Source organism: Simiduia agarivorans SA1 = DSM 21679 (assembly GCF_000305785.2).
Taxonomy (GTDB): Bacteria; Pseudomonadota; Gammaproteobacteria; order Pseudomonadales; family Cellvibrionaceae; genus Simiduia; species Simiduia agarivorans.
On the sequence record NC_018868.3, the window covers coordinates 3559504 to 3585102 of the forward strand.

Consider the following 25599-nt stretch of genomic DNA (forward strand, 5'->3'; position numbering starts at 1 on the left):
TAGCAATAGGTTTATGTCGCACCCAAAGCTGAGCATTCGCGCAAAGGATTGCGCTCCTACCGCTTATTGATCAGACAACCCAACCATCCGCGCCAATTCCGCTGTGCGATTAGCATAGCCCCACTCGTTGTCGTACCAGCTGTAGATTTTAACCTGGGTGTTATTGATCACCATGGTGGACAGCGCATCGATAATCGAAGAACGTGGATCGGTTTTGTAATCCACGCTCACCAACGGGCGTGTTTCATAACCGAGAATATCTTTCAGTTCATTTTCTGCGGCTTGCTTTAATAATCCATTCACTTCATCCACCGTGGTACTGCGGCTTACCTCAAACACGCAATCCGTCAGTGACGCATTGGCCAGCGGCACCCGCACGGCGTGGCCATTCAGTTTGCCTTTCAGCTCCGGAAAAATATGGGTAATCGCTGTGGCCGAACCCGTAGTGGTGGGAATCAGGCTCTGGCCGCAGGCGCGTGCGCGGCGCAGGTCTTTGTGCGGTGCATCCAGAATGGTCTGGGTATTGGTGATGTCGTGAATCGTGGTCATGGAACCGTGCACAATCCCGAGGGATTCGTGAATCACTTTTACAATCGGCGCCAGACAATTGGTGGTGCAACTGGCAGCGGTGACGATGTGGTGCCGGGCTGCATCGTACAGGTGATGGTTTACGCCCATCACCACATTCAGTACGCCGTCTTCTTTGACGGGGGCCGTGACCACCACGCGTTTTACGCCCTGATCGAGGTAGGCCTGCAATAGTGCAGTGGTTTTCATTTTACCCGACGCCTCAATCACCAGATCGCAGCCGGACCAGTCGGTATCGCCAATAGCTTTATTCTGACTGCAGGCGATGCGCTGGCCATTGATGACTATCGCCTTGCCATCAGCATCGGCCTGATGCTGCCAGCGGCCATGCACCGAATCAAAATTCACCAGGTGAGCCAGAGTGGCGGCATCGCCTGCCGGGTCATTGATCTGCACAAATTCCATTTCCGGCCAATCAAAGGCGGCGCGAAAACTGAGCCGGCCCATGCGCCCAAAACCGTTGATGCCTACGCGGATCTTTTTCATGGTGAAACCTCGGGTGTTCAGCAGCAGCTGGCCTGACGATTGGGTCTGTCGCCCATGTTGGCCAGATGCCTTGTGGCGTGGGTGAGAAAGTCGGGGTTGCGTTGCGCGGTGGATTGCAACAATTCGGCTAACCAGGCGGCGTCGGGATTCAGCCGGTAGTAAACCCATTGGCCTTGTTTGCGATCGAGCAGCAGACCTGCATTGCGCAATAAAGCCAGGTGGCGGGACACCTTTGGCTGGCTTTCCAGCAGTGCGCAGGTGAGCTCGCACACGCACAGCTCGCCCTCGGCATGAATCAGCAGCAGCGTCGTCAGGCGGGTGTCGTCCGCGAGCAGTTTGAACAGGTCTGTGGGTGTCATAGTGCCTACCAGTTAACACAGGCAGGCACTATATATGGAATTTCGTATATATGCTATTTCAGATATATGAAACAGGTATTGTCAGGCGCTCCACAACACCCACACGCCCACACCCACAAACAGCGCCGCCGCCACGCGGTGGGCCCAGACCATGGGCAGTTTGCGCATGAGTGCTTCGCCGTAAAACACCACCGGCACATTGGCCAGCAGCATGCCCAGAGTGGTGCCGAGTGTGACCCAGAAAACACTCTGGTATTGGGCCGCGAGGGCGACGGTGGCCACCTGGGTTTTATCGCCGATCTCGGCCAGAAAAAACAGGATAAAGGTCACCACTAAGGCGCCGTATTGGGCCAGACGTGGATCTTCGTCGTCGGCCTTGTCGGGTATCAACAGCCACAGGCCCAGTGCGATAAAGCTCGCGCCCAGCAGCCCTTGTCCGATACCGGACTGCAGGAACTGGCCCAGCCAAACCCCCAGCCAGGCGCTGGCAGCGTGATTGAGCAGGGTGGCGGCGAGGATGCCGGCGCAGATGGCCAGCTTGTTCCGGAAGCGCAGCGTCAGCAGTAACGCCAGTAGCTGGGTTTTGTCGCCGATTTCGGCGAGGGCAACGGCAAACGTAGAGGTCAGAAAAGCGTCCATACACTGCGGCCTGGTTTCAACAGGCCGCAGTGTACCCCGGTTCGGCGCCGGGTGCGCGGGTCAGCGGATCACCAGATAGAGCCCATAGCCACTGCGATTGATGTGCAGCAGCACCGCATCCCGGTCTTTGGCGAGCGCAGCATTGAAGCTTGCCATATCGGTGACCCGCCGCCGGTTGGCGCCGATGATCAGATCGCCCGGGCGCAGGCCGGCGTAGGCGGCCTTGCTGGTGGGTTTCAATTGCGTGACCCGCACACCCTCGCCTTGCACTGGTTCAAACTCGGCGCCTTCCAGCAGCGGGTGCAGATTGCCGGGCAAGCCACCGCCGGACTGGCCATCACCCACGGTGACTTTAACGTCGCGCTTTTTGCCATTGCGCAGCAGCGTCAGTTTCACTTTTTCGCCGCGTTCGACCACGCCAATGGCGCTGCGCACCTGACCCACATTGGTGGTATTGCGACCGTCTACCGCAATAATAATGTCACCATTCTCCAGACCGGCTTTATCGGCCGGCGAGTCCGGATACACTTGAGTAATCAATACACCCTGCTGGCCGTTTTCCAGGCCGAAAGCGCGTTGCAGGTCGGGCGTAATATCCTGAATACCCACGCCAATAGTGCCGCGCCGGACTTCGCCATGGTCGCGGATTTGTTTGATACTGGCGTTGGCCATGTTGGTGGGAATGGCAAAGCCGATACCCACATTGCCGCCGGCCGGCGCGATAATGGCGGTGTTAATCCCCACCAGCTCCCCTTTGAGGTTCACCAGCGCGCCGCCCGAGTTGCCGGGATTGATGGAGGCATCGGTCTGGATGAAATTTTCGTAGCCTTCAATGCCGAGGCCCGAGCGACCGAGCGCGCTGACGATGCCGGTGGTCACTGTCTGGCCCAGTCCGAACGGGTTGCCAATCGCCACCACAAAATCGCCCACCCGCAGCGCGTCGGAATCGGCCAGGGGAATTTCGGTGAGCCGGTCGGCGTCAATTTCGAGCAGCGCGATATCCAGATCCGGATCTGAGCCCATGAGTTTAGCTTTGAACTGGCGCCCATCCACCAGTGCCACCTGAATGTCATCGGCGTTTTTGATCACGTGGTGGTTGGTCACCACCAGGCCTTTGTCCGCGTCAATAATCACGCCTGAACCGGCACTTTGCTGGCGGCGTTGAGGCCCGCGCGGTTGCTGTTGCGGGGCGTTGAAAAAATAGCGGAAAAACGGGTCGTTCATCAGCGGGTTGTAGGCCTGCTGCTGGGTGGAGTAAGTGGCGATGTTGACCACCGCCGGGTTGACCCGTTCCAGCATGGGCGCGAGCGTGGGCAGAGGTTGTGCCTGACTGTCGGACCACGGCAGCGCGGCCTGAGTGGGGGTGGTAAGGGTCAATGCAAGCAACAACCCGAGCAGCGGACGATACATCCTGGCCTCCTTGTAAAAAACGCCCCGGCACAAATCCGGGGCAAAAGTCTTTAGGGGTGTTAGTGAATCGTGATGGTGCGGCGTTCAGGTCGCGCGCCGCCAGTGCGCGCGACCTTTAACGTCAATACGCCGTATTTCAGTTGTGCTTCCAGCGTGCTGGCATCGGCATCGGCTGGCAGGGTGAAGCGTCGCTGGAAAAATCCTGCGCGTGCTATCGACCATTGTTGGCCATCCACGTCAATAGAGCGCTGACGGGATTGGGCGCCACTGATGATCAGTTGGTTACCTTCCAGCTCAATATTCAGGTCTTCCTGCGTTAACCCGGGCACCGCGAGTTCTATGTGATAGCTGTTGTCCGATTCCAGCAAGTTCACGCCCGGGCCGTAGCCCGACAGTAGCGGGCTCCAGTTGGATTGGACCCTGGGCGCTGCCGGTTCATGGCTTTGTGCCGGCTTTTTAAACCAGTTCAACGGGTTCAGGTTTGCAAAATTCATGACGGTTTACCTCGCACTCATTTGCTCGTGGCTCACGGGGCTGACAACCCCGCAGGGTTGTCAGCCAACCGGTCAGGCTGCCTTGGACGGCGCAGCTTCGGCCTTGTGCTCCAGCGCCGCTTTGCCTGTGTGATTGATGGCAATGGTGCGTGGTTTCATGGCCTCGGGCAGTTCTTTGACCAGCGCGATAGTGAGCAGACCATTGACCAACTGGGCATCCACCACTTCCACGTGATCGGCCAGACTGAAGCTGCGCTCGAACGAGCGGTTGGCAATGCCTTGGTACAGGAACTTGTGTTCCTTCTCGTCTGCTTTTTTACCGCGTACGGTCAACGTGCCGCGCTCTACTTTGATATCGAGTTCCTGTTCGGTAAAACCGGCGACTGCCAAGGAAATGGCATAGCGGTTTTCGCCCAGCGATTCGATATTGTAGGGCGGGTAATTACTGGCGCTGCTGTCTGCGCGCAGGGCGCTGTCGAGCAGCTGTGCGAGACGGTCAAAACCCACACTGTTGCGATAGAGTGGGGTGAGATCAATGGCATTCATAACATATCCTCATACAGATTAAGCTATACACTACAAATACAATTGTTGGCGGCCGCACCTGACACAGATTGTGCGCACTTGAGGCCTTGGCCGCAGGGATTCAGATAGGGTGATGCTCAGATTTTTCAAGCCGGGTCTTTATAAAATGTTGCAATAATGTTGTGGCGTTATATAGATCCGATCAATAACCGATAACCCTGGTGCTTGTGCACTATCGCGTGATTTGCCAGACTGCCGATACATAATATAAGCGGCTTTGGGTGGCCCTTGTGGCGTCTGCACCGGGCCGGGGAGACAGTGGATGGATTGGTTGCAAAGGGAAGTCGAACTCTGGCTGAATATTTTTGCCATCGACACGGCCCGTTATTTTGTCGGCGTGGGTGCCGTGTTGTTTGTGCTGTTTGTACTGGCGCGAGTCTGGTCCGAGCGTTACCGCATTCAATCCCGGCGGGCGACACGCGCCGATGTCAGGCGTGAGATCAGCTGGTCGCTGCTGACCACAGCCGTCTATGCCTGTGTGGGGCTGTTTACGGTGCGGGTTGAGCAAGGCGGTGCTTCGCTGATTTATTTCAAGGTGGAAGAATGGGGGTGGCTGTACACCTGCCTGAGTCTGCCGCTGGTATTGATTGCTCACGATGCCTATTTCTATTGGGTACATCGGGCCTTGCATCACCCGCGCCTATTCAAAGCGTTCCATCGACTGCACCATCTCTCGCGCACACCCACTTCTTGGGCGGCCTACAGTTTCGCGCCCGGTGAAGCCATACTGATGGCCTTGTTCATGCCGTTGATCGTGGTGCTCATGCCCTTACACGTGTCGGTGATTTTCGTGTTTCTTGCGGTGATGATTGTGCGCAACGCCGTGGGCCATTGCGGGGTGGAGTTCCATCCTCGCTGGTGGCTGGATTCGCCTCTGGGTTTCCTGAATACGCCAACCCATCACGACCTGCACCACCAGAAATTCAATGGCAATTACGGGCTCTATTTCACCTGGTGGGATAAGTGGATGGGGACAGAGTTTGAAAACTACAAAGCCGCCTTCGTGAAAGCGGCCAGCGGCGGCGAACCGGTTGCAGGTGCCATCGAGCCGTCAGAGCCGGCGGCCGAGCGTTAACAACAAAGTTGCATCCATGCCTTCATTGGGCTCGTCCAGCCCGGCATTGGAATAGTGACGATAGCCCAGATTCGCAGACCAGCGGTTTTGTTCACCAAATCGGAAGCCCACGCCGACCTGAGACTGAAACACAAAGTGGTTGCCCTGTTTACGTTCGCCGAGGCGGGTTTCACTGATCCAGGTGGGTGCTAAAGTGCGCACATAAAAAAATGCGTCATGGCTTTTTGCCCAGGGCAGCGGCAGATTCAATTGAGGATAAATGCTGAGCGCCCACAGTGCGTTGTTCTCGGCATCCGGTGTGTGGGCACTGAGGTGGGCGGCGCTGAACCCCAGATGCCAGGTTTGCACCGCTGAATACCGGTGGCTGAGCAGGTGTGCGTCCAGTGCGATGGCCCGGTTGGTCTGCTTGTCGGTATGCAACTGCGGGCCGCCGCCCAGCGCCAGCATCCATTCTGAGGCACTGACCGCGGGGACCAGCCCAAACCACAATACGACAGCGATTAACGTGCAAGCGTGAGTGACCAGCCGCAACCCGTTAAGGTGAGTGTCCAACCTGCCAGAATCCATAAGCCCATGCCCGAAACGGTAAACCCGGCGAAGGATATCACCTCTTCACGGCTGGCTGACAGTAACCCTGCAAGATCAACAGCGGAAATGCCCAGCAGGGAAACCAGCAGCCCCGCCAGCGCGGCCAGTAGCAGAATCAACCAATGGCGTTTATCCATGTGATCTGCGGCGGGTGATGCCGTAGGTTTGTTGGCGGTCTCGATACCGGCCATGACGCGGTGCGTAAAACCCTCGTCGGCCAGCGGCGTTTCCTGTTCGCTCAGCCATTCGGCCAGTGGATCTTTGTGTTCATCAACCATGACCCATTGCCTCCGTAGTGGATGAATAATCTGCCATTAATACCTGCAGCGCTGATCTGCCGCGGTTGATGTGGGTTTTTACTGTGCCCACAGGCAAGTTGAGAATGTCCGCGGCTTCTGCGTGAGTAAAATCCCGTTGGAGACACAGGTGAATACACAAGCGTTGAGGCTCGCTTAAGCGGGCAAGTGCCCGCGCGATATCCCGACCGGTGCCGGGGTGCGACGCTGTTTGTGGTTCCGCTGTTTCGTCGTTGCAGGCAGTGGCCGGCTGGTACCTTGCTTTCACATTCAGCCAGTGATTAAACGCGATACGGTACAGCCAGCTGGAAAAGCGCGCCCGGCCGTCAAACTGCCCGAGCTTTTGCCAGGCCCGGATAAACGCTTCCTGAGCCATATCATCGGCGAGCGCCGCGTCACCGGTCCATTGCCGGGCACTCAGTCGCAGGTTGGATTGATAGGCTGCAACCAGCTGGCCAAAGGCGGTGGTGTCACCGGCTTTGGCGCGCGCAATGCACTGTGCTTCCTGGTGGTTATCCATTCACGCGAGCGCTGGGTTTGTCGAGCTTGTGCAGTATCAGAAATGCCACACCCAGAAAGAGGGGCAGGGCTGCAACGCTGGCGATTTTGGGGCCGGTGAGTACAGTAAGAAAAAACGCCAGGCCAAGTCCCGTTGCCAGCAATATGGCGCCTACCTTCAGGTGGTTGTCTGGTTTGTTGGCTTCAAAGGCGGCAATCATATCGGCCGGCACAGGCTGGCCCGAGTCGATCATTTTATTGATGGTTTCGTGCATCAATGCGCGTTTGCGCTTGTACGCCGCGAGCGCCAGAGCAACGATAACTACGGGCGAACCGAATACGAAAATAATGCCGAAAATAGGGATAAGCAGGTCTTCCATTGTTTCTCTCCTGAGTAGGTTTACTGGTTAGACAGTCCTGCCTATGGATTTGGATTCAAAAAAAAGAAATTTTTTACAGATCCCTGGATTCGACGATAGAGATCCCCGGCCTTGGCGCCAGTGCTGAGTTCAGCATTGCCTGTGCAATCTGCCCGGGTCGGACCGATCGGTATTGCCGGGGTATCAGGGGGTTGAGTAGCCGGCATAACCAGATGGCCAGTTGCTCCGCGGGCCTGGGCTGCGCCCGCGCTGTATCAATCAGGGATGGCCGGACCCAGGTGACACACGGGTAGCCCAAGGCCGCGACGCCACGTTCCGCCTCATGTTTGGTGCGCAGATAGAAGCTGCCCCTGGCACTGGCACCCACGGAAGAATTCAGGATGAAATGACTGGCCCCTCTGGCCCGCGCAAGCTTGCCGATTGAAATGGGCAGATCACGGTCAATGCGCGCGAAGGCTGCTTGCGAGCCCGCCTGCTTGATGGTGCTGCCCAATGCACAGATCACTGCATCCGCGCGCCAATAATCAGCGCCAGGATCAAGCGCGGTAAAATCCACGACCGGATTGTCGAGTTTTACATGGGTGTTGCCAAGCGGGCGGCGTGTGGGTGCAATGAGCCGGGAAATGCGTGCCTCGCTCAGCGCCAGATCCAGCACAGCCGAACCCACCGCGCCGGTGGCGCCCAGCAATAGCAGGCGCACTTAAACGCCCTGCTGCCACAGCACTTCCTGGCCACCATCGCGGCGCGCCACTGTGCGCGCGGCAACAAACAGGAAATCCGACAGCCGGTTAATGTACGCCTGCAGCGTGGGCCGGGTGCCGGGCAGGGCTGATTGGGCATCGGCCGCCGACAGTGCCGCAATGGTGCGCTCGGCGCGCCGGCACACCGCCCGCGCCTGATGGGCGGCGGCGGCAGCTTTGGAGCCGCCGGGCAGAATAAAGTTCTTCAACATGGGCAGGTCGTCGTTCAGCTGATCCAGCCATTGTTCCAGTTCGGTGGCGTGCTCTTCTTTAATCAGGTGGTAATCCGGCAGGCACAACTCGCCGCCCAGATCAAACAGCCGGTGCTGGATGCGCGCGAGCCAGGGTTGCAGGGCGTCGTCGTTGGCAAGCTCCGCCACCAGTAAGCCCACCGCGCAATTGGTTTCATCCACATCGCCGATGGCCTGCATGCGCAAATCGTATTTGGCAATGCGCACGCCATCGCCCAGGCCGGTGGTGCCATCGTCGCCGGTGCGGGTGTAAATTTTTGATAATCGGTGGCCCATTTGGCGTCCTCTTTTTTCTACAGATAAAGTGTTGCCTGACGATTTACGATACCGCCATTGGATTGTTGTTCGAACAATGTGCGCAATGCGGGGCCCATCAGGTCGTGCCGCGCATCCAATGGTTTGCCGTGCATCAACGCGTCGGGGTGTTGCTCAAATGTGCGCCGGTTGTGCGTCACCGCTTCGGTGATCGCGATGTCCTGCTGCAACACCCGCCGGAACAGGGGCGTCAGCAACATTTGTTTTACGCGCGCGGGCAACAGGCCGCGGCGGGTACTGATACGCGCAAACAGCTGATGCCGTTCATTTTCAACGGGCGTGATCCACAGGTCGACCCGCAGGGTCAGGCGCTGTTGGGCATCATGATACTCAATCTGCGCAAGATTGGGCCACAAAAAGCGGCCCCAGCTGGCGCCCCGGCTGGGCTCAAATAAGCGCGACAGCCAGCCGTTCTGGGTTTGTTCATTCTGATACGCCACTTCAATCCCGCCGTCGATCGGGCGCAACAGCGCATCCACTTGCTGGCGTTGGGTATCGCGCCGCACCAGCCCGCGGTGGACAAAGTGGGTGTGAAACGCCTCCAGAAAATTTTCCGCGATATCGAGCAGCGTGGCGTCGACCGTAGACTGCATAAAAAATTGGTCGACCCCGTTGGATTCATCTGGCAAGTTGAGTGGGGCACCGGCCTCGGTCTGCACCCAAATCAGCCCGGCGGATTCAACGCACCCCAAGGCCCGCACCAGCGGCCTGCGGCTCAATGCGTGTGCATCCTGCATGCCCGGTATCCGGACACAGCGACCTTGCCCATCGAAGGTCCAGCCGTGATAGGGGCATTGAATCTGCCCTTGCGTGCATTGCCCCTGACTCAGGGGCGCCATCCGGTGTGGGCAGGCGTCGACCAGTGCTGCCGGTTTTAGTTCATTGGTGCGGAATATCACCAGGGGCAGCCCGTTCAGCTGACGGCGCATCGGGCGATCGGCGCTGAGCTCGCGCGCGACGGCCACCGGCCACCAGCATTGGGATCCATCGGGAAAAGCTGTCATAGTTTCAATAGCTTCATGAGAGGAACGCCCAGGGTTTTCAGCAACAGGGAAAGTATTGTCCAGGCCAGTCGGCGATGCAGCGGCAAATGCCGGATATACACCAGCGAGTATTCAATGGCGGGCTCGCCGCCCCGCAAGCGTTTAAAGCCCGCGGCACCGGAACTGAAATTCAACAGCAGGCGTTGTTGCAATGCCCGGGCGATACACAGGTGAGTGAGTTGACGGTATAAACCCAGACTTTGGGGAAGCGAAGTATCGTAGCCGACAATCGGCGCGGTCAGCGTATCGCCCAGGGCAAAAAAGCCCACCACACCCATCAGCTGCGTATCGGGCGCGCGTAACCCTATCAATTCGAGCCAGCCATCGCGGTGGCCGGCGGCGAGCCATTGCGCCGTATATTGTGGATTCAGCGGCGAGTATTTTTCCAGATACAGTTGGTTGTAGAGCGATTCCGCACGCACAAAATCCGCGTCGGTAAAGTCGGCGCCGGGCACTTGGGTCAACCCGGATGTTTCGAACAGTTTGCGATCAATTTTATTGTTGTGTCGCTGTGCAATGCGCTGAGCACCGTCAGGGTTGCGCGCATCAAACAGATACACCTGCCGGCTCGGCACTGTGATAAAACCGAGCCTTCGCAGATTGCTGATCAGGCTGGCATTGCTTGTGTGATTCAACGAACGGAACCCGACGGCATTGTCCGGGTTGGCGTGCAGGCATTCAGCCAGCGCCGTCTGGATTTCCTGCTGGGAAAAATGCTGCGGGTAGAGGTTGGTGGATAACAGCCAGTTGTTGATGTGGGTCACATCATCCAGACGCGCTTTGCCGAGCAATGTGCCGATTATCGCTATCAGTTTTTGCAGGCCATGGCCCAGCCAGGCGGGCCGTATCAGGTAACACTCGTAGCGGGCGTAATCAATGTAAGTGGCCATGGGTGATACCACATAGCAATTGTCTGGCTCGCCATGATTGATTGAGCAGGGCACCGGGTAGCCCCCCAGCGTCACCTGCGTGAGCTGGGTCCTGAGGTTTCTGATGGTCTGATTCTGCCGGCTTGCCAGCAGGCGAACATAGGCGTGCGTTTTTGCGGTAAGTCGTTGTCGCTCCGGACCGAGACTGCACGCAGGCAAGTCATTGCCATCCCATTCGATATCCCGGGTAGCGGCCGCCAATAATCCGGTGCGGTGTCGTAGGGCCCGCCATAAAATTTCTGTAAAAGGTAGCAGCTGCAGCCAACCGGGCCGACGATCATGGGCCAGCCACAGCACGTCGTCGGCGCGCACGATGTCGCGCCAGAAAGTCCGCGAAAAATAATGCGGCAAGCCGAAACTCAACATGGCCAGAATAACCATGAGAGGCTGGCTGGGCGGTTCGGCTTTTTCCTGCGTCCGGGTCAGCACGTGTGTTAACGAGGGGCAGTTGGCCAGCAGGTGAATGCCGCTGGTGGCCCGGGGGTTACATTCGAGCAACCAGAATTTGCCGTCGGCTGCGCGAATGAAATCAAAACCCACCTGGCCGGTATAACTGGTGGTTTGCCCGAACTCGGCGAGAAAGGCGGTGATGTCCGGGAAATCATGCGGTTCAAAATACATGCCCGAGCCTTGCCCGGCACGATAGCGGGGTTGGTACACGCAGTGCGCCAGTAATTTGCCGTCGCGCAGCAGGCTGTAGGAGCAGTATTCGGTACCGGCCACGAACCGTTGGGCGATCCACGGATTGTGCGCATCATGGGCAAGATGGTTTAAGGCGTCGGCCTTGGGTTTGATTAAGGTGCGATTGGCGAAGCGTGAATAGGCGGGTTTGAACACCCATTGCTCAGGCGTCTGACGCAGGGCGTCCGGTATTGGGCGCCCGTGCAGAACCCGGGTTTCCGGTGTGCGGATGGACCAGCGTTGACTCAATTCCGCAAACCGGCCCTTGTGGTGCAGTTGCTGCATCAGCTCAAAATCGGCGCACAAAAATTCGGTTTCCGTACGCAGCCACGGTTTGCAGTGGCTCAGATAAAACGCTTCTTCGCAGGTGGGTATGACCCACTGGATCTGATGCTGGGTTAAGAACTCATTCAGCGTGTTTGCCCAAGCCGCGAGCTGGGTGCGCGGTGGCGGTAAGTGAAGAAACCCCTGGCTGTAACGGCTGAAGCGCGCAAGCGGAAATGCCAGCGAGTCTGCCAGCCACACCTGATAGCCTTCGCGGCCAAGACGTCGCACCCACTCCAGCGCTGCGGGCGCGCGTGCACCCAGCACCAGGATTTTGTCAGGCGCCGTTTGCATGATGGCCTCGGAACAGAAGGCGACGGACTTTGTCCCCGGGTTTGCCAGCGGTCCAGATTTGGAGAGTGAGCGATGGCGCTTCGAGCGCGTGAGTCCGGAACAGGATCTGCAGGTGTGCCGCCAGCGCTGGAAAGTGTTGCTGATCGGATTCGGTTAATTGTATCAGCCAGCGATCCAGTTCTTGAATAATCCGGTAATCCTGTAACGGCGGGTTGAACGCCAGCAGATGTTGTCGCACGGTATCCGGGAACAGCGGCTTAATGGTTCCGTGCTCTCGGCATGTGGCGTAAAGCACTTCGTCCGCGCGCCCCTCAATGCCGGCGATGGTGGATTCGGCGCGCCCACAGCTGCAGGGTGTGGCGCGGGCGAGTAAAATATCATCTAACCGATAGCGCACAATGGCCTGACTTTCCCGTGAAAAATCGGTGATGACTGGGTGGAATCGGGTTTTTTCTTCATCAATCCATTGGCGTTCTATTATCAGGTGGGTTTCGTTTAGATGCAGGCCGCCGGCTTCGCAGCTGTAACCCAAAAATCCTTCCGTTGCCTGGTAGATCTGTCTCAGGCTGGCTGCCGGAAAAACCTTGCTGATCAGCGCGCGGACGTTTTCATCCAGCACTTCGGCCACACTGACAATGTCGGTGGGTGCAATGCTCAGTTTGCCCTGTTGTTGCCATTCACACAGTTGGTGCAGAACGGAGGCTGGTGCGACCACCACCTGCGGGCTGAACTCATCGAGGTTGGCGCATTGATCCCACAAGGGTTTGGTTAAATCGAAGAAGCGGAAATCAATGCGGCGGGTGTTGAGCGTTTGGTAAAGGTTGCTGTCGGCCCGGAGAAAAAAGGCAATGCGCAGCGGTGCGCGCCAGAAAAAAAGTATCTGTAGTAAAAGCTGCGCGGGCAATAACTTCGCTAATAAAATCCCGGCCCAGCGCGCCTGTTCATGTTCACTGACAAGAAATACCCCGGGCCTGCCGCTGGTGCCACTGGAAAGGCCCACGCTGAGCTCGCCGATTCCCGGCGTGAAATCCCGTGTGGCTTCGGCTTGTTGTGCAACGCTGAGCGCGTGTTGGATATTAATGGCGGCAATATTGTATTGATCGAACTGCGCCAGCAGGGTGTTCTTATCGGATGTGGGCAGGCTCGCCAGCATGGTGGCTATCGACACGTTTCGCTCAGGTTCGGGGGTGTCGCGAAAGGCGCCGTATCGGCCAATTTTTCTGATGAACCGTGTTAACTGCCGTTGCTGTCGACGCGCCAGGGCTTGCGGGTTTAAATGCCGGAGCCACCAGCGCGTGTAGACAAAATGCCACAGCAGCCGCAACTTGTTGCCGATGGTCATTTAATGCTTTCCATGGAATTTCCGGAACGCATCCGGGCAGTGGGACGGCAGAATCGACAGCTCGGGTTCGCGCCGGCTGAGTGTCGATAGATTTGTGAATGTGTGTTTGTAGCGCCGCCAGTTCGCGGTAAAAAATCCCACCAGGGGTGAAGGCAGTGCGCCCCGTTGACAGGCGGGCAGTGACCAGCAGGCATCGGCACAAAGGAGCACCGGGCCTTGTTGGCTGTGCGGAAGTAACAAGCCCAGCTGACCGGCACTGTGGCCGGACAGATCAATCAGCAGCAAGCTGCCATCGCCCGCCATGTCCCAGCCGCGATCAAACGGCGCCATCCAGCCGGGCAGGTCCAAGGGTGCGAAGGTGTCTGCGTATTGCACGCGAGGCCAGAAATCCGTAGGTAGCAGGCCGGGTAAAATGCCTTGCGTCGTCGCACGCCAACGGCCCAGGGATTGCAAATGCATGCAGTCGGCACGGCTCGCAATAAAACGGGCCTTCGGAAAGTCTTTCAGACCTGCCACGTGGTCGCCGTGAAAATGCGAAATAATCACGCCCGCAATCTGCGCCGGTAAAATGTGTCGTTGCTGCAATTGGACACACAGTTGTTCATCGTGCGGCAAGTGGATCGGCAGCAATTGTTTGTACAGCTTTTCCGGATAGCGCGCGCAGGCAGAATCAAAATGGTTGGCGTAGCCGGTATCGAACAGCAGGTGGCCCAGCGTCGGGTGACTGATCAGCGCGCAATAGGATGGAAACTCGGTCGATTGACAGGCCGCATCCCGGACCGCCATGCAGGCGAGGTGGTTGCAATGGCCGACTTTGAGAAAATCCACGGATACTGTGTTCATCGCAATTGATCCCGATACCAGGTGGCGTAGCGGGCAATGCCCTCGTGTAAACTCACCCGCGGCTGATAATTCAGGTCGGCGCGGATGCGGTCCAGGCACAGGGTCTGGCTGAAGGCCATCACGCCCGCACTGTAACGGGTGAGCAGTGGCTCCTTATCGGGCGTCAGCTTGCCCAATCCCTCCAGACAACAGGCGATACCATACAGCACGGGCCAGGGCAGATTGCGCTTGCGCACGGTCAGATCAAACTGTGTGCTGATTTCGTTCAACAAATCGCTGATACAGATTGGTTGGCCATTGGACAGGTTGTAGGTGACCGAGCGGGCGGGCAATGGTTGGTGCAAGGCGAGCAGTACGGCATCCACCAGGTTGTCGATGTAAGTCAGGTCCACCAGCGCACGGCCCTGTCGGGGCGTGGGTACCGCGCTTTTTTCGATGACCCGCAGCAGTCGGGGCATCAGCGTGTTATCCCAGGGGCCGAAGATCGCCCGCGGCCTGAATAACACGGTATTGGGTATCCGGCTTTCGCGTATCCGGGCTTCTGCCAGCGCCTTGGTGGCGGCGTAATGATTGACCGGGGGCGGTAGCACGGAATCTTCATCAATGTTCAGGCAATCGGCAAAGCGGAAATACAGGCTCGGGGTAGAAATGTGAATCAGGCGCTGTACGCCCTGCGATTCACAAGCGCTCACCACCTGTTCGGTACTTTCGACATTGGCGCTGTAGAAATCGTGGTAGCGTCCCCACGGCGAAGATAATCCTGCGGTGTGAACCACCGCCTGATGGCCTTGGCTGGCCTGGTGAATCTGTTTGCCCGCTTCGGGCGAGGCGTGATCAATGGCCAGCCATGTGACGTTGCCGGGCGAGTGTGCCAGTACCTGCTGTGCCGCACGTTCGTTGCGGCCGGTAAAGGTCACCTGGTGCCCCTCTGCGCTCAGTCGCCAGACAATGTGGCGGCCCACAAAGCCGGTTCCGCCCGTCACCAGTATGTTCATCAGTACTCCAGAATCGCGCCGCCAATGGACAGCCCGGCACCGGTACCAATGAGCAGCAGTTTATGCCCCCGTTGTATCCGGCCGTCGTGGATGGCGATGGCCAGTGCGGTTGGCAGCGACGCGGCCACCTGGTTGCCATGCCCGGCAAAAATGTTAATCACTTTATCGGAGGGGATGCCGAGCCGTCGCTCCAAATGGGACAGTGCCAGATGGCTCGCCTGATGGGGTACCACCCAATCGATTTCGGCCAGCGATAATTGCGCGAGGTCGAGCAGCTCGTCGATAAAACCGGGAATTTTTTCGGCGGCAAGGCGGAATACCTTTTTTCCGTCCATTTTGAATCGGGTCAGCGGTGCGAACGGCTGATGGATTCTGCTCGGATGAAAACGGGAACCGCCCGCGGGTATTTCGCAAAAGTGCGCGCCTTCTGCATAGGTGGTTAACTGCGAAGCCAGTATCCGGCTTTGCTCGGTTTTCTGGCTGTCGCCGCCGATCACCACGGCCGCCGCACCATCGCCAAAGATGGCGCTTTCTTCCAGCTGGTCCCAATTGAGGCCACAAGACGCCACGTCCGCTGCCACCAGCACAATGCGTCGGTAGCGACCGGCGGCCAACGGCCAGCGTAAATTATCGAGCGCGGCCAAAAAACTCAGGCAGCTGGCATTGATGTCAAAGGCCGGCATGGGCGGGCCCTTGAGTTCGTGCAGAATCAGCGCGGCATTGCTGGGTAAACCCTGATCCATGGTGCCGGAGGTGGCCACCAGGGCGTCGATCTGATCCAGCCGGAGCCCGGCATTGGCGAGTGCCCCTTCAACGGCTTGCGCCGCCATTGTCGCCGCCGTAAGTTCGGCTGGACAAAAATAGCGCTGAGTCACACCGCTGACCTGTGCAATCCGGCCCGCAGGCAGATTCAGTTTTGCATCGAGAGCGAGGCTGCTGACCGGATCGCCGGGCAGTGCCCAGCTTGAGCCCAGAATTCTAAGAGGGTGAACGTGTTGTGGCATTACCAGGGCAAAACTCCAATAGTGAAAGAGAAGCTTGTCCAAACTGCCGACGAACTGCAAGGCTTATGTGGGACGCGGCGGGAAGTTGATAGGAAAGGCCCAAGCCGTCATTTCGTGTCGGCCAATTGCATAGCTGTGAAACGGTTTGTTGTCGGACGCGGATCAGCGAGAGGTGCCTATCAGGGGATGAAGAATGCCGCCAAGCTTCTGTTGGCGGCATTCTTGCTGTGTTGGACTTGAGTAAAGTCTTTCGTTGTCGAACGAAAACTAATCCAGCTTGGCCTGCGCGGCCACACAGCGGGTTTCCGCTTGCGCGGTCTTTTTCAGCACTTTGGTCACTGTACCGGCCAGGCCTTGCGTCTCGGCCAGCGCCAGGTAGTGGCTTTCGCCTTCCGCTTTACAATGGCGCGGCAGCAGGGCGCCGGCGAGTGTCGCCTGTAACGCCGGTTGCTGGGCATTGGTCAGCGCGTGGAAGGCAACCAGGATGTCTTGCTCCAGTTCGAGATTCAGCGCGTGCTGCTCCAACGGCATCATGCTGAACAGAATGGTGCGCAGATCTGTGTAGGCGTAGGTGGTGTCGGGATTACTCACTTCGGTCAGCCAGCGTTGCTTCACGGCTTTATCGGGCGCTTGTGATTCGGCGGCCAGGCGATTGAGTTTGCCCTTGTCCGAGCTGTCCTGCTGGCTCAGTTTTTCCAACCAGAGTTCGGCATCTTTGTGCCCGGTGCGCACCAGCATGCCGGCCAGGGTCCAACGGTCATCGGTGCCAAGTGTTTGGCCGGCCAGCAATTGGGTGGCGCGCTTCTGGTCGGCAATTCCTTTGGCATAGTCAGTCCACTGACCAAACCAGATGCGCTTGAGCGCGGGGTCGTCGGTCTGGAAGCCGGCCCAGGCCATGGCCGCCAATTTCGCGCGATAGGCTTCCGCCTGTTCCGGGCCGAATTCGCGCACAAACGGGCGCAGGAATACGTAGCTGTATGCGCCCTGTACATTGCGCGCTACGGTACCCAGCAGGGCCGGGTCGTTTTCTTTGGGCAGGTATTTCAGGCCCAGGTCGATGAAGCGGGTGGCGGCCAATTCGCCGTCAATCACGCTTTCCCACAGTGCGCGCCAGATCAACCCTTTTTGTACTGGATCGGTGAAGTCCGCCAGGTGGTTAGCCAGGTAGTTCACTGAGGTATCGTCGAACAGAATGCGGGCAAAGGTATAGTCGGACGCGTTCAGTAACACGAACGCCGGGCAGTCGTAGCCGCGCACCTGTTCCTGGGCGGAGTTTTCGCCGGTGACCTGAATATCCACTAATGAGCGCGCGCCTTCGGTGCTGATCAGCAGTGCGTCCAGTTTGTGTTCGCGCAGTGCACCACTGACATTGGCGGGCGATTGATTGACCACAAAGCTGGTCACCACGCCGTTGTCGCATTGCACGTCCGCTTTGAGCGCATTGGTGCCGGATTGTTGCAGCCACTGTTCGCTCCAGCCCGACAGATCGCGGCCGGCGGCTTCACCCAGCGTGCCCAGGAAATCATTCAGGTTGGCGTTTTTCCAGGCGTAGCGATCAAAGTGCAGCGCCAGGGCTTTCTGGAAAGTATCGGCGCCAATCAGGTGCTTCAACTGGATCAGGGTGGCGGCACCTTTGGCGTAAGTAATGCCGTCGATGGAGGCCATAACCACTTCGGTGTTGGGAATGTCCTGCACAATGGGATGCGTGGTATTCCACTGGTCTTCGGCGTAGCCCCAGCTCTTGCGGCTGGTGGAAAAGCTCTGCATTGCCTCAGTGTATTCAGTGGCTTCAGCGGTGGCGAAGTTGCCCATCAGGTCGGCAAAGCTTTCGTTCAGCCAGATGTCATCCCACCACTTCATGGTGACCAGATTGCCGAACCAATGGTGTGCCAGTTCGTGCATCACCACCACCGCCATGCGCTGGCGGTCGGCGCGGGTTTTCTCGCGGCGGGGTTGCAGGCGTTCGGTAAAGGTGACGGCACCCACATTTTCCATGGCGCCAAACACAAAGTCGGGCACCAGCAGCTGGTCGTACTTGCCAAAGGGGTAGGCGTATTCGAAATAGTTGTCGAAGAAATCGAAGCCCTGGCGGGTGACTTTAAACCAGTCGTCCACGTCAACGTATTGAGCATAACTCTGACGTGCGAACAGGCGCAGCGGCACGCGGAAGTCATTGTCTTCCCACACCTTGTAGGGGCCGGCGTGAATGGAAAAAATGTAAGTGGAGAACAATTGCGTTTGCGGGAAGGTCCACAGCTTGCGGCCTTCACCGGCGTCTTCCACCGCGGATTCGCGCTTGGCGGTAATCACTTGCCAATGGGCCGGTGCGGTAACGGTCATGCGGTAGGTGGCTTTCAGGTCGGGTTGATCGAAACCGGGGAACACCTTATTGAAGTGGTAGTCCTCAAATTGGGTGAACAGGTAGGTCTCGCCATCCTCCGCATCTTTGCTCCAGTGCAGGCCCTGACCGTCGCGACGGTAGGGGTGGGTGTAGGTGATTTCCACCTGCTGTGCCCCTTTGCGCAGGCTGGATGCCGGCAGGGTGATGAAAAAGCCGTTGTGGGGTGCGTCCACCACTGTGCCGTTGACCTTTACTTCGCTCACGGTGCCATCTACCAGGTCCAGCGTGAGTGGTGCGCTCGCATCGCTAAGGTCAAAATCAATCACTGTCCGGCCGCTGAAGGGGACATTGTCAGCGGGCAGATCCAGGTGCATCTGGTAGTGCACATTGCTCACCCGGGCCGCGCGCGAGGCGGCTTCAACGCGAGTGAGGTAGGGCGCGGCTTCGCGCGGTTCAACGCCGGGGTTGACGGTGTTCTGGCTACAGGCGCCGAGCAACAGGGCGGTGGTCAGGCCCGCCAGTAAGGGCAGGCGGCGCAATAGAGTCGATGTCATTCTGCGGTCCATGGATGGTTAATAGATTTGTTGGGTCCAATAGATAGAAACGAATAAAGTCCCCGAGCTTTCATCCCTTTTACCGCCTGAGGTATGCTTTTCGTCTCAGCACGAGGGCATTATGGCCACAATCGGAACCCACTACATCAAAAGTGCCCTGGGCGGCGCTAAGGCCCGGGGCCTGAATCCCAAAGCGTTGCTGCGCATGGCGCGCATTCCCGAACGGCCGTTGCGCGACCCGAAGGCGCGCATTCACGTGGATCTGGTGGCGAAACTGTATTTTGGTATTGCCAAGGCGCTCAATGACGAGTTCATGGGTTTTACCGAGCGCCCGATTAAGCTCGGCACTTTTGCGCTCATGGCGGACTATGTGTCCACCGCGGCCAATCTGGAAGAGCTGTTCCAGCGCGGCATACGCTTTTATAACCAGATTACCGACGAGCTCACCATGTCGCTGGAAGTGGAAGGCGACCACGTCTACCTCACCACTGTATTCAAACGGCCGGAACTGGATTTCGAGCACTTTTACATCGAGTACTGGCACGTGATCTGGCACCGGTTTGCCAGCTGGTTTATCGGCAAACCGATTAAGTTGGTGGGCGCTTACATTAACTACACGCCCATCGATGCCGAAGAGTTCCGGCTGTTGTTCCGCTGCCCCACCCACCTGAAGAGCAAATACAACCGACTGGTGTTTCACCGCAGCTACCTCACATCACCCCTGGTGAAAACCAAGCGCGAGTTGCAGGTATTCCTGCGCCGCGCGCCCATCGACATGCTCACCATCCCCGGTGAAGACACCAGCCTGACAGCGCGGATTAACCAGATGTTGCAGCCGGCACCGGGGCAGGTGCTGCTATTGCCCACGGCCAATGAGATGGCTGCACGGCTGGACATTTCCGAGCAGACATTGCGCCGGCGGTTGAGCGAAGAGGGCAAAAGTTATCAGCAAATCAAGGACAACCTGCGCGCCGACCTGGCCTGTGATCTGTTGGCCAATAAAAGCCTGGCCATCGGCGATGTGGCGCGGCAGCTGGATTTCTCCGAGCCCCGCGCCTTTACCCGCGCCTTCCGCCAATGGCAGGGCATGACCCCGCGCGAATACCGCAACGGTTTACGCGATAAGCCCCAGTTCCACGAGGAGTTGGCGGCCCGTTAGGGCGTCAGCGTCTATGCTTAGACCCCACTACCGCGTTTTTACAGCTAAATAGACAAAAACCTACATATAAAATCACCGTGGCGACTTTTTTATGTATGATTTTGTCCATTATTAATATGGATATTAGTGCTTAATTATTGGCTTAAATTTGTAAATATCTATATTTATCAATGTATTACTGTCTGATTGCGTGGTTTGGTGTGTCGGATTTCAGGGTTTAAAAATAGACATCAATCGGTAATATCGCGCCATTATTTTGTGGTGGGCTGTGTACTCATCGGGTCTCTCCCCGGGCATTTGCCCGGGAACCGATGGTCCTAAATTGCATGGTGCCATCCCGGCCAACCGGATAAAGAGGCAGATATGTCCCAAATACCTAAATCAGCGACTGAGTCAGCCCCGGTGCTGAACAACCCTTTTAATGACGCCGCCGAGGTGGAGTTTTCCGTGCCCGGGCAGGCCAGCTATGAGCCCGGTTTGTACGAGGCCAACCTGAAAAGCGGCCTGGAGCTGATCGAGCGGCCAAAGAAAGCGGCGGGCACGCGCAATATTCAGCGTCAGCATGCCAAGAAGCGCATGACCATCTGGGAGCGCTTGAGTGTGCTGACCGACGAAGAGCCAACGGTACTGTTCCAGAACTGGGGCAAAAATCTGGACGGCGCCTCGCTCGTGACCGCGATCGTGAAAATCAACGGCCGCGATGTGGCGGTGTACGGTCACGACTTTACGGTGCGGGCCGGTTCCATGGATGCCACCAACGGCCGCAAGCTGGCGCGCCTGTTTGAGCTGGCGGGCAAGCGCCGGATTCCGCTGGTGGGTCTGAACGATTCCGCTGGCGCCTATGTGCCGGCCGGTGTGGGCGGCTTGGATGGTTACGCCGAAGCGTTTACCGCACTGCGGAAAATTTCCGGTGTGGTGCCATCGATCATGTGCATGTTCGGCTTCAATGCCGGCGGCGGCTCCTATCTGCCCCGGCAAGGCAGCTTTCTGATTCAGCCGAATGATACCTTCTTCGGACTTACCGGCCCGGGTGTGGTGAAGTCGGTGCTGGGTGAAGATGTCACGCCCGATGAGCTGGGTGGCCCGGGTGTGCATTCTCAATCGGGTGTGACCGATTTTGTGGTGCCGGACGAAGTGGCGGCATTGCGCAAGGTAAAAGAGCTGCTCAATTACCTGCCCGACAATAACAGTATGTTGGCGCCGTTCCAGCCCACGTCCGACCCGCTCGATCGCAAAACCTGGGATATCGATATCCTGTTGAAGAAAGCTTTCAATTCGCCCTCCGGTTTCAATACACCGTTGGATGTGTCCATTATCATTCAGCAGTTGTGTGATCACGGAGACTTCCTGGAAATCCAGCCGGATCGCGCGCGCAATACGGTGACGGCATTGGGGCGCATGGGCGGCAATGTTATTGGCTTTGTGGCCAACAATTCGGCGGTATCGTCCGGCCAGATTGATATTGCGGCGGCCTATAAGAACGCACGCTTTATCCGTTTTTGTAACCTCTACAATATTCCCGTGATTTTCATGGAAGACACCACCGGTTTCTTGCCTGGTCGCGAGCAGGAAGCGGGCGGCATTGTGCAGGCGGGACGCGCCATGCTGGATGCGATCATTGATCTGCGTACGCCGCGTTTTCTGGTGATCTTGCGCAACGCCTTTGGTGGCGCCTATGCGTCGTATAACAATTACCCTACCGGTGCCGACTTTGTGATTGCGCTGCCCTCCACCCGCGCCGCCGTGATGGGCCCTGCCGGTGTGGAGTTTGTGTACAAGCCGGAATTACAGGCCATTCGCGCGGAAGTGAAGCAGCGTCTGGCGGCAGGCGAGGATGCGGCTGCTGTCGCAGCTTGGCAGGCAGCGCAGGAACAGGCACTGAAAACCCGTTACGAACAGGAGCTCATGAGCCCCAATGAAGCCCTGAGCCTGGGGTCTATTTCCCAGATTGTCATGCCCTCGGATTTGCGCCAGGTGTTGTGCAAAAACATGGCATTCCATTTGAGCCATTACACGCCCGAACCCTTTAACGGTGTTCAGCGCGAATTCTTCTAATGGCCCCTGATTCTGAGAGCAAGACAGTGAACAAAGAAAACTACCTGAATAATCCTCTGATTCATCAAGATCGCATCCGCACGGGCTCCGCCTGGGTGCAGAGCTTCGATTGCAGCCACATGCGCCCGTTGATTATTTGCCGTGGCCCCATTCGCAAAGAAGCGATGGATGTGTTTGAAGAAATGGGCATTCATCATTATGGCATTTTATTGTCGGAAAAAGACTCCATCGTGTATCAGAATGCGTTGGCGCCGGAGCTCAGAAAGCTGACCGACCCCACCCGCGTACACCGGGTACCCGATTACACCGGCGCAAATAAAGAAGAGCGCGCGGTGCGCATCCGCCAGATCATCAATATTGCCAAGACCAACGGCTACAACAGCATTTTTGCCGGCTATGGGTTTATGTCGGAAGACGCCGAAATGGTTGAGGCCATGGAAGAGGCTGGGCTCAATTTCATTGGCCCTTGCTCTTACACGCAGAAATCTGCCGGTATGAAGGATCAGGCCAAGCGCACGGCGTTGAAAACCGGCGTGTCGGTCACGCCCGGTGTCAATAACGCTACCAGCCTTGCACTGTTTGCCAAGTACGGTAAAGACGGCCTGGAGAAATGCGCGGCAGACAATAACCTCGCTGTGGATTTCGCTGCCTGCGCGGATGACGAAGAAAAAGCCCTGGCGCTGTTGGCTGCCTCCTACGATGCGGGCATCGACGTGATTGATGCCGATGATATCGGCCGCGCCCTGCAGGTAGAAGCCAGCCGCATGTTGGCGGAAAAGCCCAATAACCGCTTCCGGCTCAAGGCCATCGCCGGTGGCGGTGGTAAAGGTCAGCGCATTCTTCAGGCTGCCAACAGCTACGAGGGCGCGACGCTGGAAGAGCGCGTTGCCAAAGCGGCGGCCAAGGTGCCGGGGCTGACCCGCGAATGTCTGGTGGAATTGAAGACCAATGGCGTGGGCGACAACAAAAACGTGTTGATTGAAATGAACATCGACACCACCCGCCATCAGGAAATCCAGGTGGTGGGTAATGGCCAGTGGTGCATGACCCTCGGTGGCCGCGACTGTTCCCTGCAAATGCACGAACAGAAGCTCCTGGAAGTATCGGTCACGGTCGAAGAGCTGAAGGAAGCGATTGAGGTCGCGCGTGCCGCCGGCAAGCAGGATGAATTGCAGCAGCTGGAAAAGGATCTGGTGATTCTGGAAAAAATGGAGCGCGAAGGCGCTCTGTTTGGCGAAGCCGTAAAGCTGGATTCTGTGGGCACGTTTGAATGTATTGTGGATGGCGAAGCCCATTACTTCATGGAGATGAACACCCGCATCCAGGTGGAACACCGCGTCACCGAGCTGTGCTACGCGCTGCGCTTTACCAACCCCGAGGATGCATCCGACAGCTTCCGCGTGGATTCGCTGGTGGAAGCGATGATGCTGCTGGCGGCCCATGGCCCGCGCCTGCCAAAACCCACGCGCGAAGCCCGCAGTGCCGCCAGTGTGGAAGCACGCCTGAATGCCACCAACCAGGCCCTGCAGCCGCACGCCGGCGGACTGATCGAAAACTGGTCGGATCCCATCGACGGTGAAATCCGCGATGACCAGGGTATTTCCTTACACAACCCGGATACCGGTGTGTTCATGAAATACCATTTAGCCGGCGCCTACGATTCTAATATCGCGTTGCTGCTCACGGTGGGCGATAACCGCAAACACACGTACGAGCGCATGAGCGAAGTGTTGCGGGTCACGGAGTTGCGCGGCAAGGACCTGGCCACCAATCTGGAATTCCATTACGGCCTGGTAAACTGGTTTTTGGGCAACAACATCAACGCCCGCCCCACCACGCGCTTTATTGTGCCCTACCTCACCGCGGTGGGATTACTCAAGCAAGCGGCCAATAATATCGATCTGGCGCACGCCTATGCCAGTCTGTGTCAGACCCGGATCGCGCAAGCGGGCGAGCAAGGCAGGGCAGTGTCGGCAGTGTTGGAAACCAAGCAGCTGCTGTTGACGCGTCCGCTGGAAAAGCTGATGGCCGAGCCTCACCTGATGGCGGGCTGGTTGTCCATGCACCGCGCCCATTTTGACCTACGCGACGGCCACATCCATTGGCTCACCAACCCGGTGCAGGTGCTGGCAGAAACCTACCATTTCCTGAATATGGATTATTGTGGCCGAAAGCCCGCGGCGAACATGATCTGGCAGGAGGACAGCCAGGTACTGGCTGATGCGGTGGCCTTCTATCAGACACTGGCAACCAAAGTGCCCGCCAAGAGCTTTGATGAACTGTGCGCGGTACTGGCAGGCGGCGCGCCCGCAGGCTTCAGCGATGAGCAATGGGCCGACGTTCAGGCCGCGCACCGTGGCTACCAGCTCGGCTGCCAGATTCTCAGTTTGCCGGTTTATCTGGCACTGGAAACCGGCTTCTTTGATCTGAAAGTCAATACGGATCTGAGCATCCACATCCCCGAGCGGTTGACCGAGTCAAGCTTGCAGGCGGCCATGGCCAAAGTGTTGGTACCGCCGCCCGTTGCCAAGTCAGACGAAATACTCGCGCCCACTGGCGGCATGTTCTATTCACGTGAAGCCCCCGGTATGGCACCCTTTGTGGAAGTGGGCAGCCATTTCAACGCGGGTGAGCCCTTGTACATCATTGAAGTCATGAAGATGTTCAACAAGGTGAATGCGCCGTTTGCCGGCACCATTAAAGAAATCCTGGTTCAGGATGACGGCACCATTATCAAGAAGGGCCAGCCTCTGTTTAAAATTGAGCCGGATGAAAAAGTGGAAGTGGAGTCGCCCGAGGCGATCAACGCGCGGCGTCAATCCGCGACCGAGGCTTTCCTGGCCACGCTGGAAATCTGAGTGGGCCTTAGGAGATTATTATGATTGTTGCATTAGACCATATCGCCATCGCAGTGCCTGATCTGGAAAAAGCGATTACGCGTTTCCTCGAGGATTTCGGCCTGGAATACAAAGGCCGCGAAGATGTTGCCAGCGCAAAGACCAGTACCGCGTTTTTTCCGGTGCCGGCTACCCAAATTGAATTGGTGCATCCGCTCAACGGCGAAGGGCCGATTGCCGGCTATCTGGAAAAGCGCGGCGGCGGTTTGCACCACCTGTGCTTCCGCTCGGATGACATCGACGCCGACGTAGCGCGCCTTAAAGCCAAGGGCTATCAGTTTTTATCTGATGCACCCACGCTGGGTGCACACAATTGCAAAGTTATTTTCATTCACCCCAAAAGTTGTGACGGGGTGTTGATTGAATTGAATCAGCCGATGGACGATGAACATCGTTAAGGCTTGGTGCTGAATTCCTTCGCGGCTGGGAATCGG

The 25599-nt window shown here is 57.6% G+C and carries 24 protein-coding genes; 5 read left to right on the forward strand and 19 right to left on the reverse strand.

All coding sequences use genetic code 11. The features are described 5' to 3' along the window. Window positions 1–63 precede the first annotated feature (63 nt). From M5M_RS16040 to M5M_RS16065, 6 genes are all read right to left on the reverse strand, one after another. On the reverse strand, window positions 64–1074 hold the full coding sequence (locus M5M_RS16040; RefSeq protein ID WP_015048552.1) for an ArsJ-associated glyceraldehyde-3-phosphate dehydrogenase: 1011 nt from the start codon (window positions 1072–1074) through the stop codon (window positions 64–66). A 17-nt stretch (window positions 1075–1091) separates the two neighbouring features. Then, window positions 1092–1433 (reverse strand): metalloregulator ArsR/SmtB family transcription factor, encoded by a 342-nt coding sequence (locus tag M5M_RS16045; RefSeq protein WP_015048553.1) that lies wholly within the window; start codon window positions 1431–1433, stop codon window positions 1092–1094. Window positions 1434–1514: 81 nt separating this feature from the next. Further along, a complete protein-coding gene (locus M5M_RS16050; protein WP_015048554.1) occupies window positions 1515–2072 on the reverse strand; it encodes a TMEM165/GDT1 family protein in 558 nt (185 codons plus the stop codon). Between the two features lie 60 nt (window positions 2073–2132). Next, window positions 2133–3482, reverse strand: a complete 1350-nt coding sequence (locus M5M_RS16055) for a DegQ family serine endoprotease (RefSeq protein ID WP_015048555.1) — start codon at window positions 3480–3482, stop codon at window positions 2133–2135. Window positions 3483–3541: 59 nt separating this feature from the next. Next, on the reverse strand, window positions 3542–3976 hold the full coding sequence (locus M5M_RS16060; RefSeq protein WP_015048556.1) for an Hsp20/alpha crystallin family protein: 435 nt from the start codon (window positions 3974–3976) through the stop codon (window positions 3542–3544). 72 nt (window positions 3977–4048) lie between these two features. Next, entirely contained in the window at window positions 4049–4522 is a 474-nt protein-coding gene (locus M5M_RS16065; protein WP_015048557.1) for an Hsp20 family protein, read from the reverse strand. Window positions 4523–4823: 301 nt separating this feature from the next. On the opposite strand from M5M_RS16065, the gene M5M_RS16070 reads away from it, so the two are divergent. Then, entirely contained in the window at window positions 4824–5636 is an 813-nt protein-coding gene (locus M5M_RS16070) for a sterol desaturase family protein (protein ID WP_015048558.1), read from the forward strand. Here the strand turns inward: M5M_RS16070 and M5M_RS16075 are convergent. From M5M_RS16075 to pepN, 13 genes are all read right to left on the reverse strand, one after another. After that, on the reverse strand, window positions 5613–6125 hold the full coding sequence (locus tag M5M_RS16075; RefSeq protein ID WP_162141140.1) for an acyloxyacyl hydrolase: 513 nt from the start codon (window positions 6123–6125) through the stop codon (window positions 5613–5615). The two genes, M5M_RS16070 and M5M_RS16075, sit on opposite strands and share 24 nt — an antisense overlap. An 11-nt stretch (window positions 6126–6136) precedes the next feature. Next, window positions 6137–6502, reverse strand: coding sequence for a hypothetical protein (locus M5M_RS16080; protein WP_015048560.1), 366 nt, complete (start codon window positions 6500–6502; stop codon window positions 6137–6139). Then, complete coding sequence (locus M5M_RS16085; protein ID WP_015048561.1) at window positions 6495–7040, reverse strand: RNA polymerase sigma factor; 546 nt, start codon at window positions 7038–7040, stop codon at window positions 6495–6497. Before M5M_RS16085 ends, M5M_RS16080 begins: the two co-directional genes overlap by 8 nt. Next, the gene (locus M5M_RS16090) at window positions 7033–7398 is read right to left on the reverse strand and encodes a DUF6249 domain-containing protein (protein WP_015048562.1); all 366 of its coding nucleotides are present in this window, start codon (window positions 7396–7398) and stop codon (window positions 7033–7035) included. The genes M5M_RS16085 and M5M_RS16090 overlap by 8 nt, the downstream gene beginning before the upstream one ends. Window positions 7399–7471: 73 nt before the next feature. Continuing rightward, the gene (locus M5M_RS16095) at window positions 7472–8098 is read right to left on the reverse strand and encodes a Rossmann-fold NAD(P)-binding domain-containing protein (RefSeq protein ID WP_015048563.1); all 627 of its coding nucleotides are present in this window, start codon (window positions 8096–8098) and stop codon (window positions 7472–7474) included. Then, entirely contained in the window at window positions 8099–8665 is a 567-nt protein-coding gene (locus tag M5M_RS16100) for a cob(I)yrinic acid a,c-diamide adenosyltransferase (RefSeq protein WP_015048564.1), read from the reverse strand. It abuts the gene before it with no gap. A gap of 17 nt (window positions 8666–8682) precedes the next feature. Further along, window positions 8683–9708, reverse strand: a complete 1026-nt coding sequence (locus tag M5M_RS16105; RefSeq protein ID WP_015048565.1) for a Rieske 2Fe-2S domain-containing protein — start codon at window positions 9706–9708, stop codon at window positions 8683–8685. Next, entirely contained in the window at window positions 9705–11975 is a 2271-nt protein-coding gene (locus M5M_RS20255; RefSeq protein ID WP_015048566.1) for a GNAT family N-acetyltransferase, read from the reverse strand. The genes M5M_RS16105 and M5M_RS20255 overlap by 4 nt, the downstream gene beginning before the upstream one ends. Beyond that, entirely contained in the window at window positions 11959–13317 is a 1359-nt protein-coding gene (locus M5M_RS16120; protein ID WP_015048567.1) for a F390 synthetase-related protein, read from the reverse strand. Before M5M_RS16120 ends, M5M_RS20255 begins: the two co-directional genes overlap by 17 nt. After that, window positions 13318–14160 (reverse strand): MBL fold metallo-hydrolase, encoded by an 843-nt coding sequence (locus tag M5M_RS16125; protein ID WP_015048568.1) that lies wholly within the window; start codon window positions 14158–14160, stop codon window positions 13318–13320. Further along, window positions 14157–15155: an NAD-dependent epimerase/dehydratase family protein gene (locus M5M_RS16130; protein WP_015048569.1), complete on the reverse strand. Its 999-nt coding sequence runs from the start codon at window positions 15153–15155 to the stop codon at window positions 14157–14159. The genes M5M_RS16125 and M5M_RS16130 overlap by 4 nt, the downstream gene beginning before the upstream one ends. After that, the gene (locus tag M5M_RS16135; protein ID WP_015048570.1) at window positions 15155–16159 is read right to left on the reverse strand and encodes a 3-oxoacyl-[acyl-carrier-protein] synthase III C-terminal domain-containing protein; all 1005 of its coding nucleotides are present in this window, start codon (window positions 16157–16159) and stop codon (window positions 15155–15157) included. Before M5M_RS16135 ends, M5M_RS16130 begins: the two co-directional genes overlap by 1 nt. A gap of 267 nt (window positions 16160–16426) precedes the next feature. Continuing rightward, on the reverse strand, window positions 16427–19054 hold the full coding sequence (gene pepN, locus M5M_RS16140; protein WP_016389772.1) for an aminopeptidase N: 2628 nt from the start codon (window positions 19052–19054) through the stop codon (window positions 16427–16429). Between the two features lie 121 nt (window positions 19055–19175). Here pepN and M5M_RS16145 point away from each other — a divergent pair, with 121 nt between their 5' ends. From M5M_RS16145 to mce, 4 genes are all read left to right on the forward strand, one after another. After that, window positions 19176–20213: an AraC family transcriptional regulator gene (locus M5M_RS16145; protein ID WP_015048572.1), complete on the forward strand. Its 1038-nt coding sequence runs from the start codon at window positions 19176–19178 to the stop codon at window positions 20211–20213. 363 nt (window positions 20214–20576) lie between these two features. After that, the gene (locus M5M_RS16150; protein ID WP_015048573.1) at window positions 20577–22268 is read left to right on the forward strand and encodes an acyl-CoA carboxylase subunit beta; all 1692 of its coding nucleotides are present in this window, start codon (window positions 20577–20579) and stop codon (window positions 22266–22268) included. Continuing rightward, a complete protein-coding gene (locus M5M_RS16155; RefSeq protein ID WP_015048574.1) occupies window positions 22268–25126 on the forward strand; it encodes a biotin/lipoyl-containing protein in 2859 nt (952 codons plus the stop codon). Before M5M_RS16150 ends, M5M_RS16155 begins: the two co-directional genes overlap by 1 nt. 20 nt (window positions 25127–25146) lie before the next feature. Further along, the gene (gene mce / locus M5M_RS16160) at window positions 25147–25563 is read left to right on the forward strand and encodes a methylmalonyl-CoA epimerase (protein WP_015048575.1); all 417 of its coding nucleotides are present in this window, start codon (window positions 25147–25149) and stop codon (window positions 25561–25563) included. The last annotated feature ends 36 nt before the right edge of the window (window positions 25564–25599 follow it).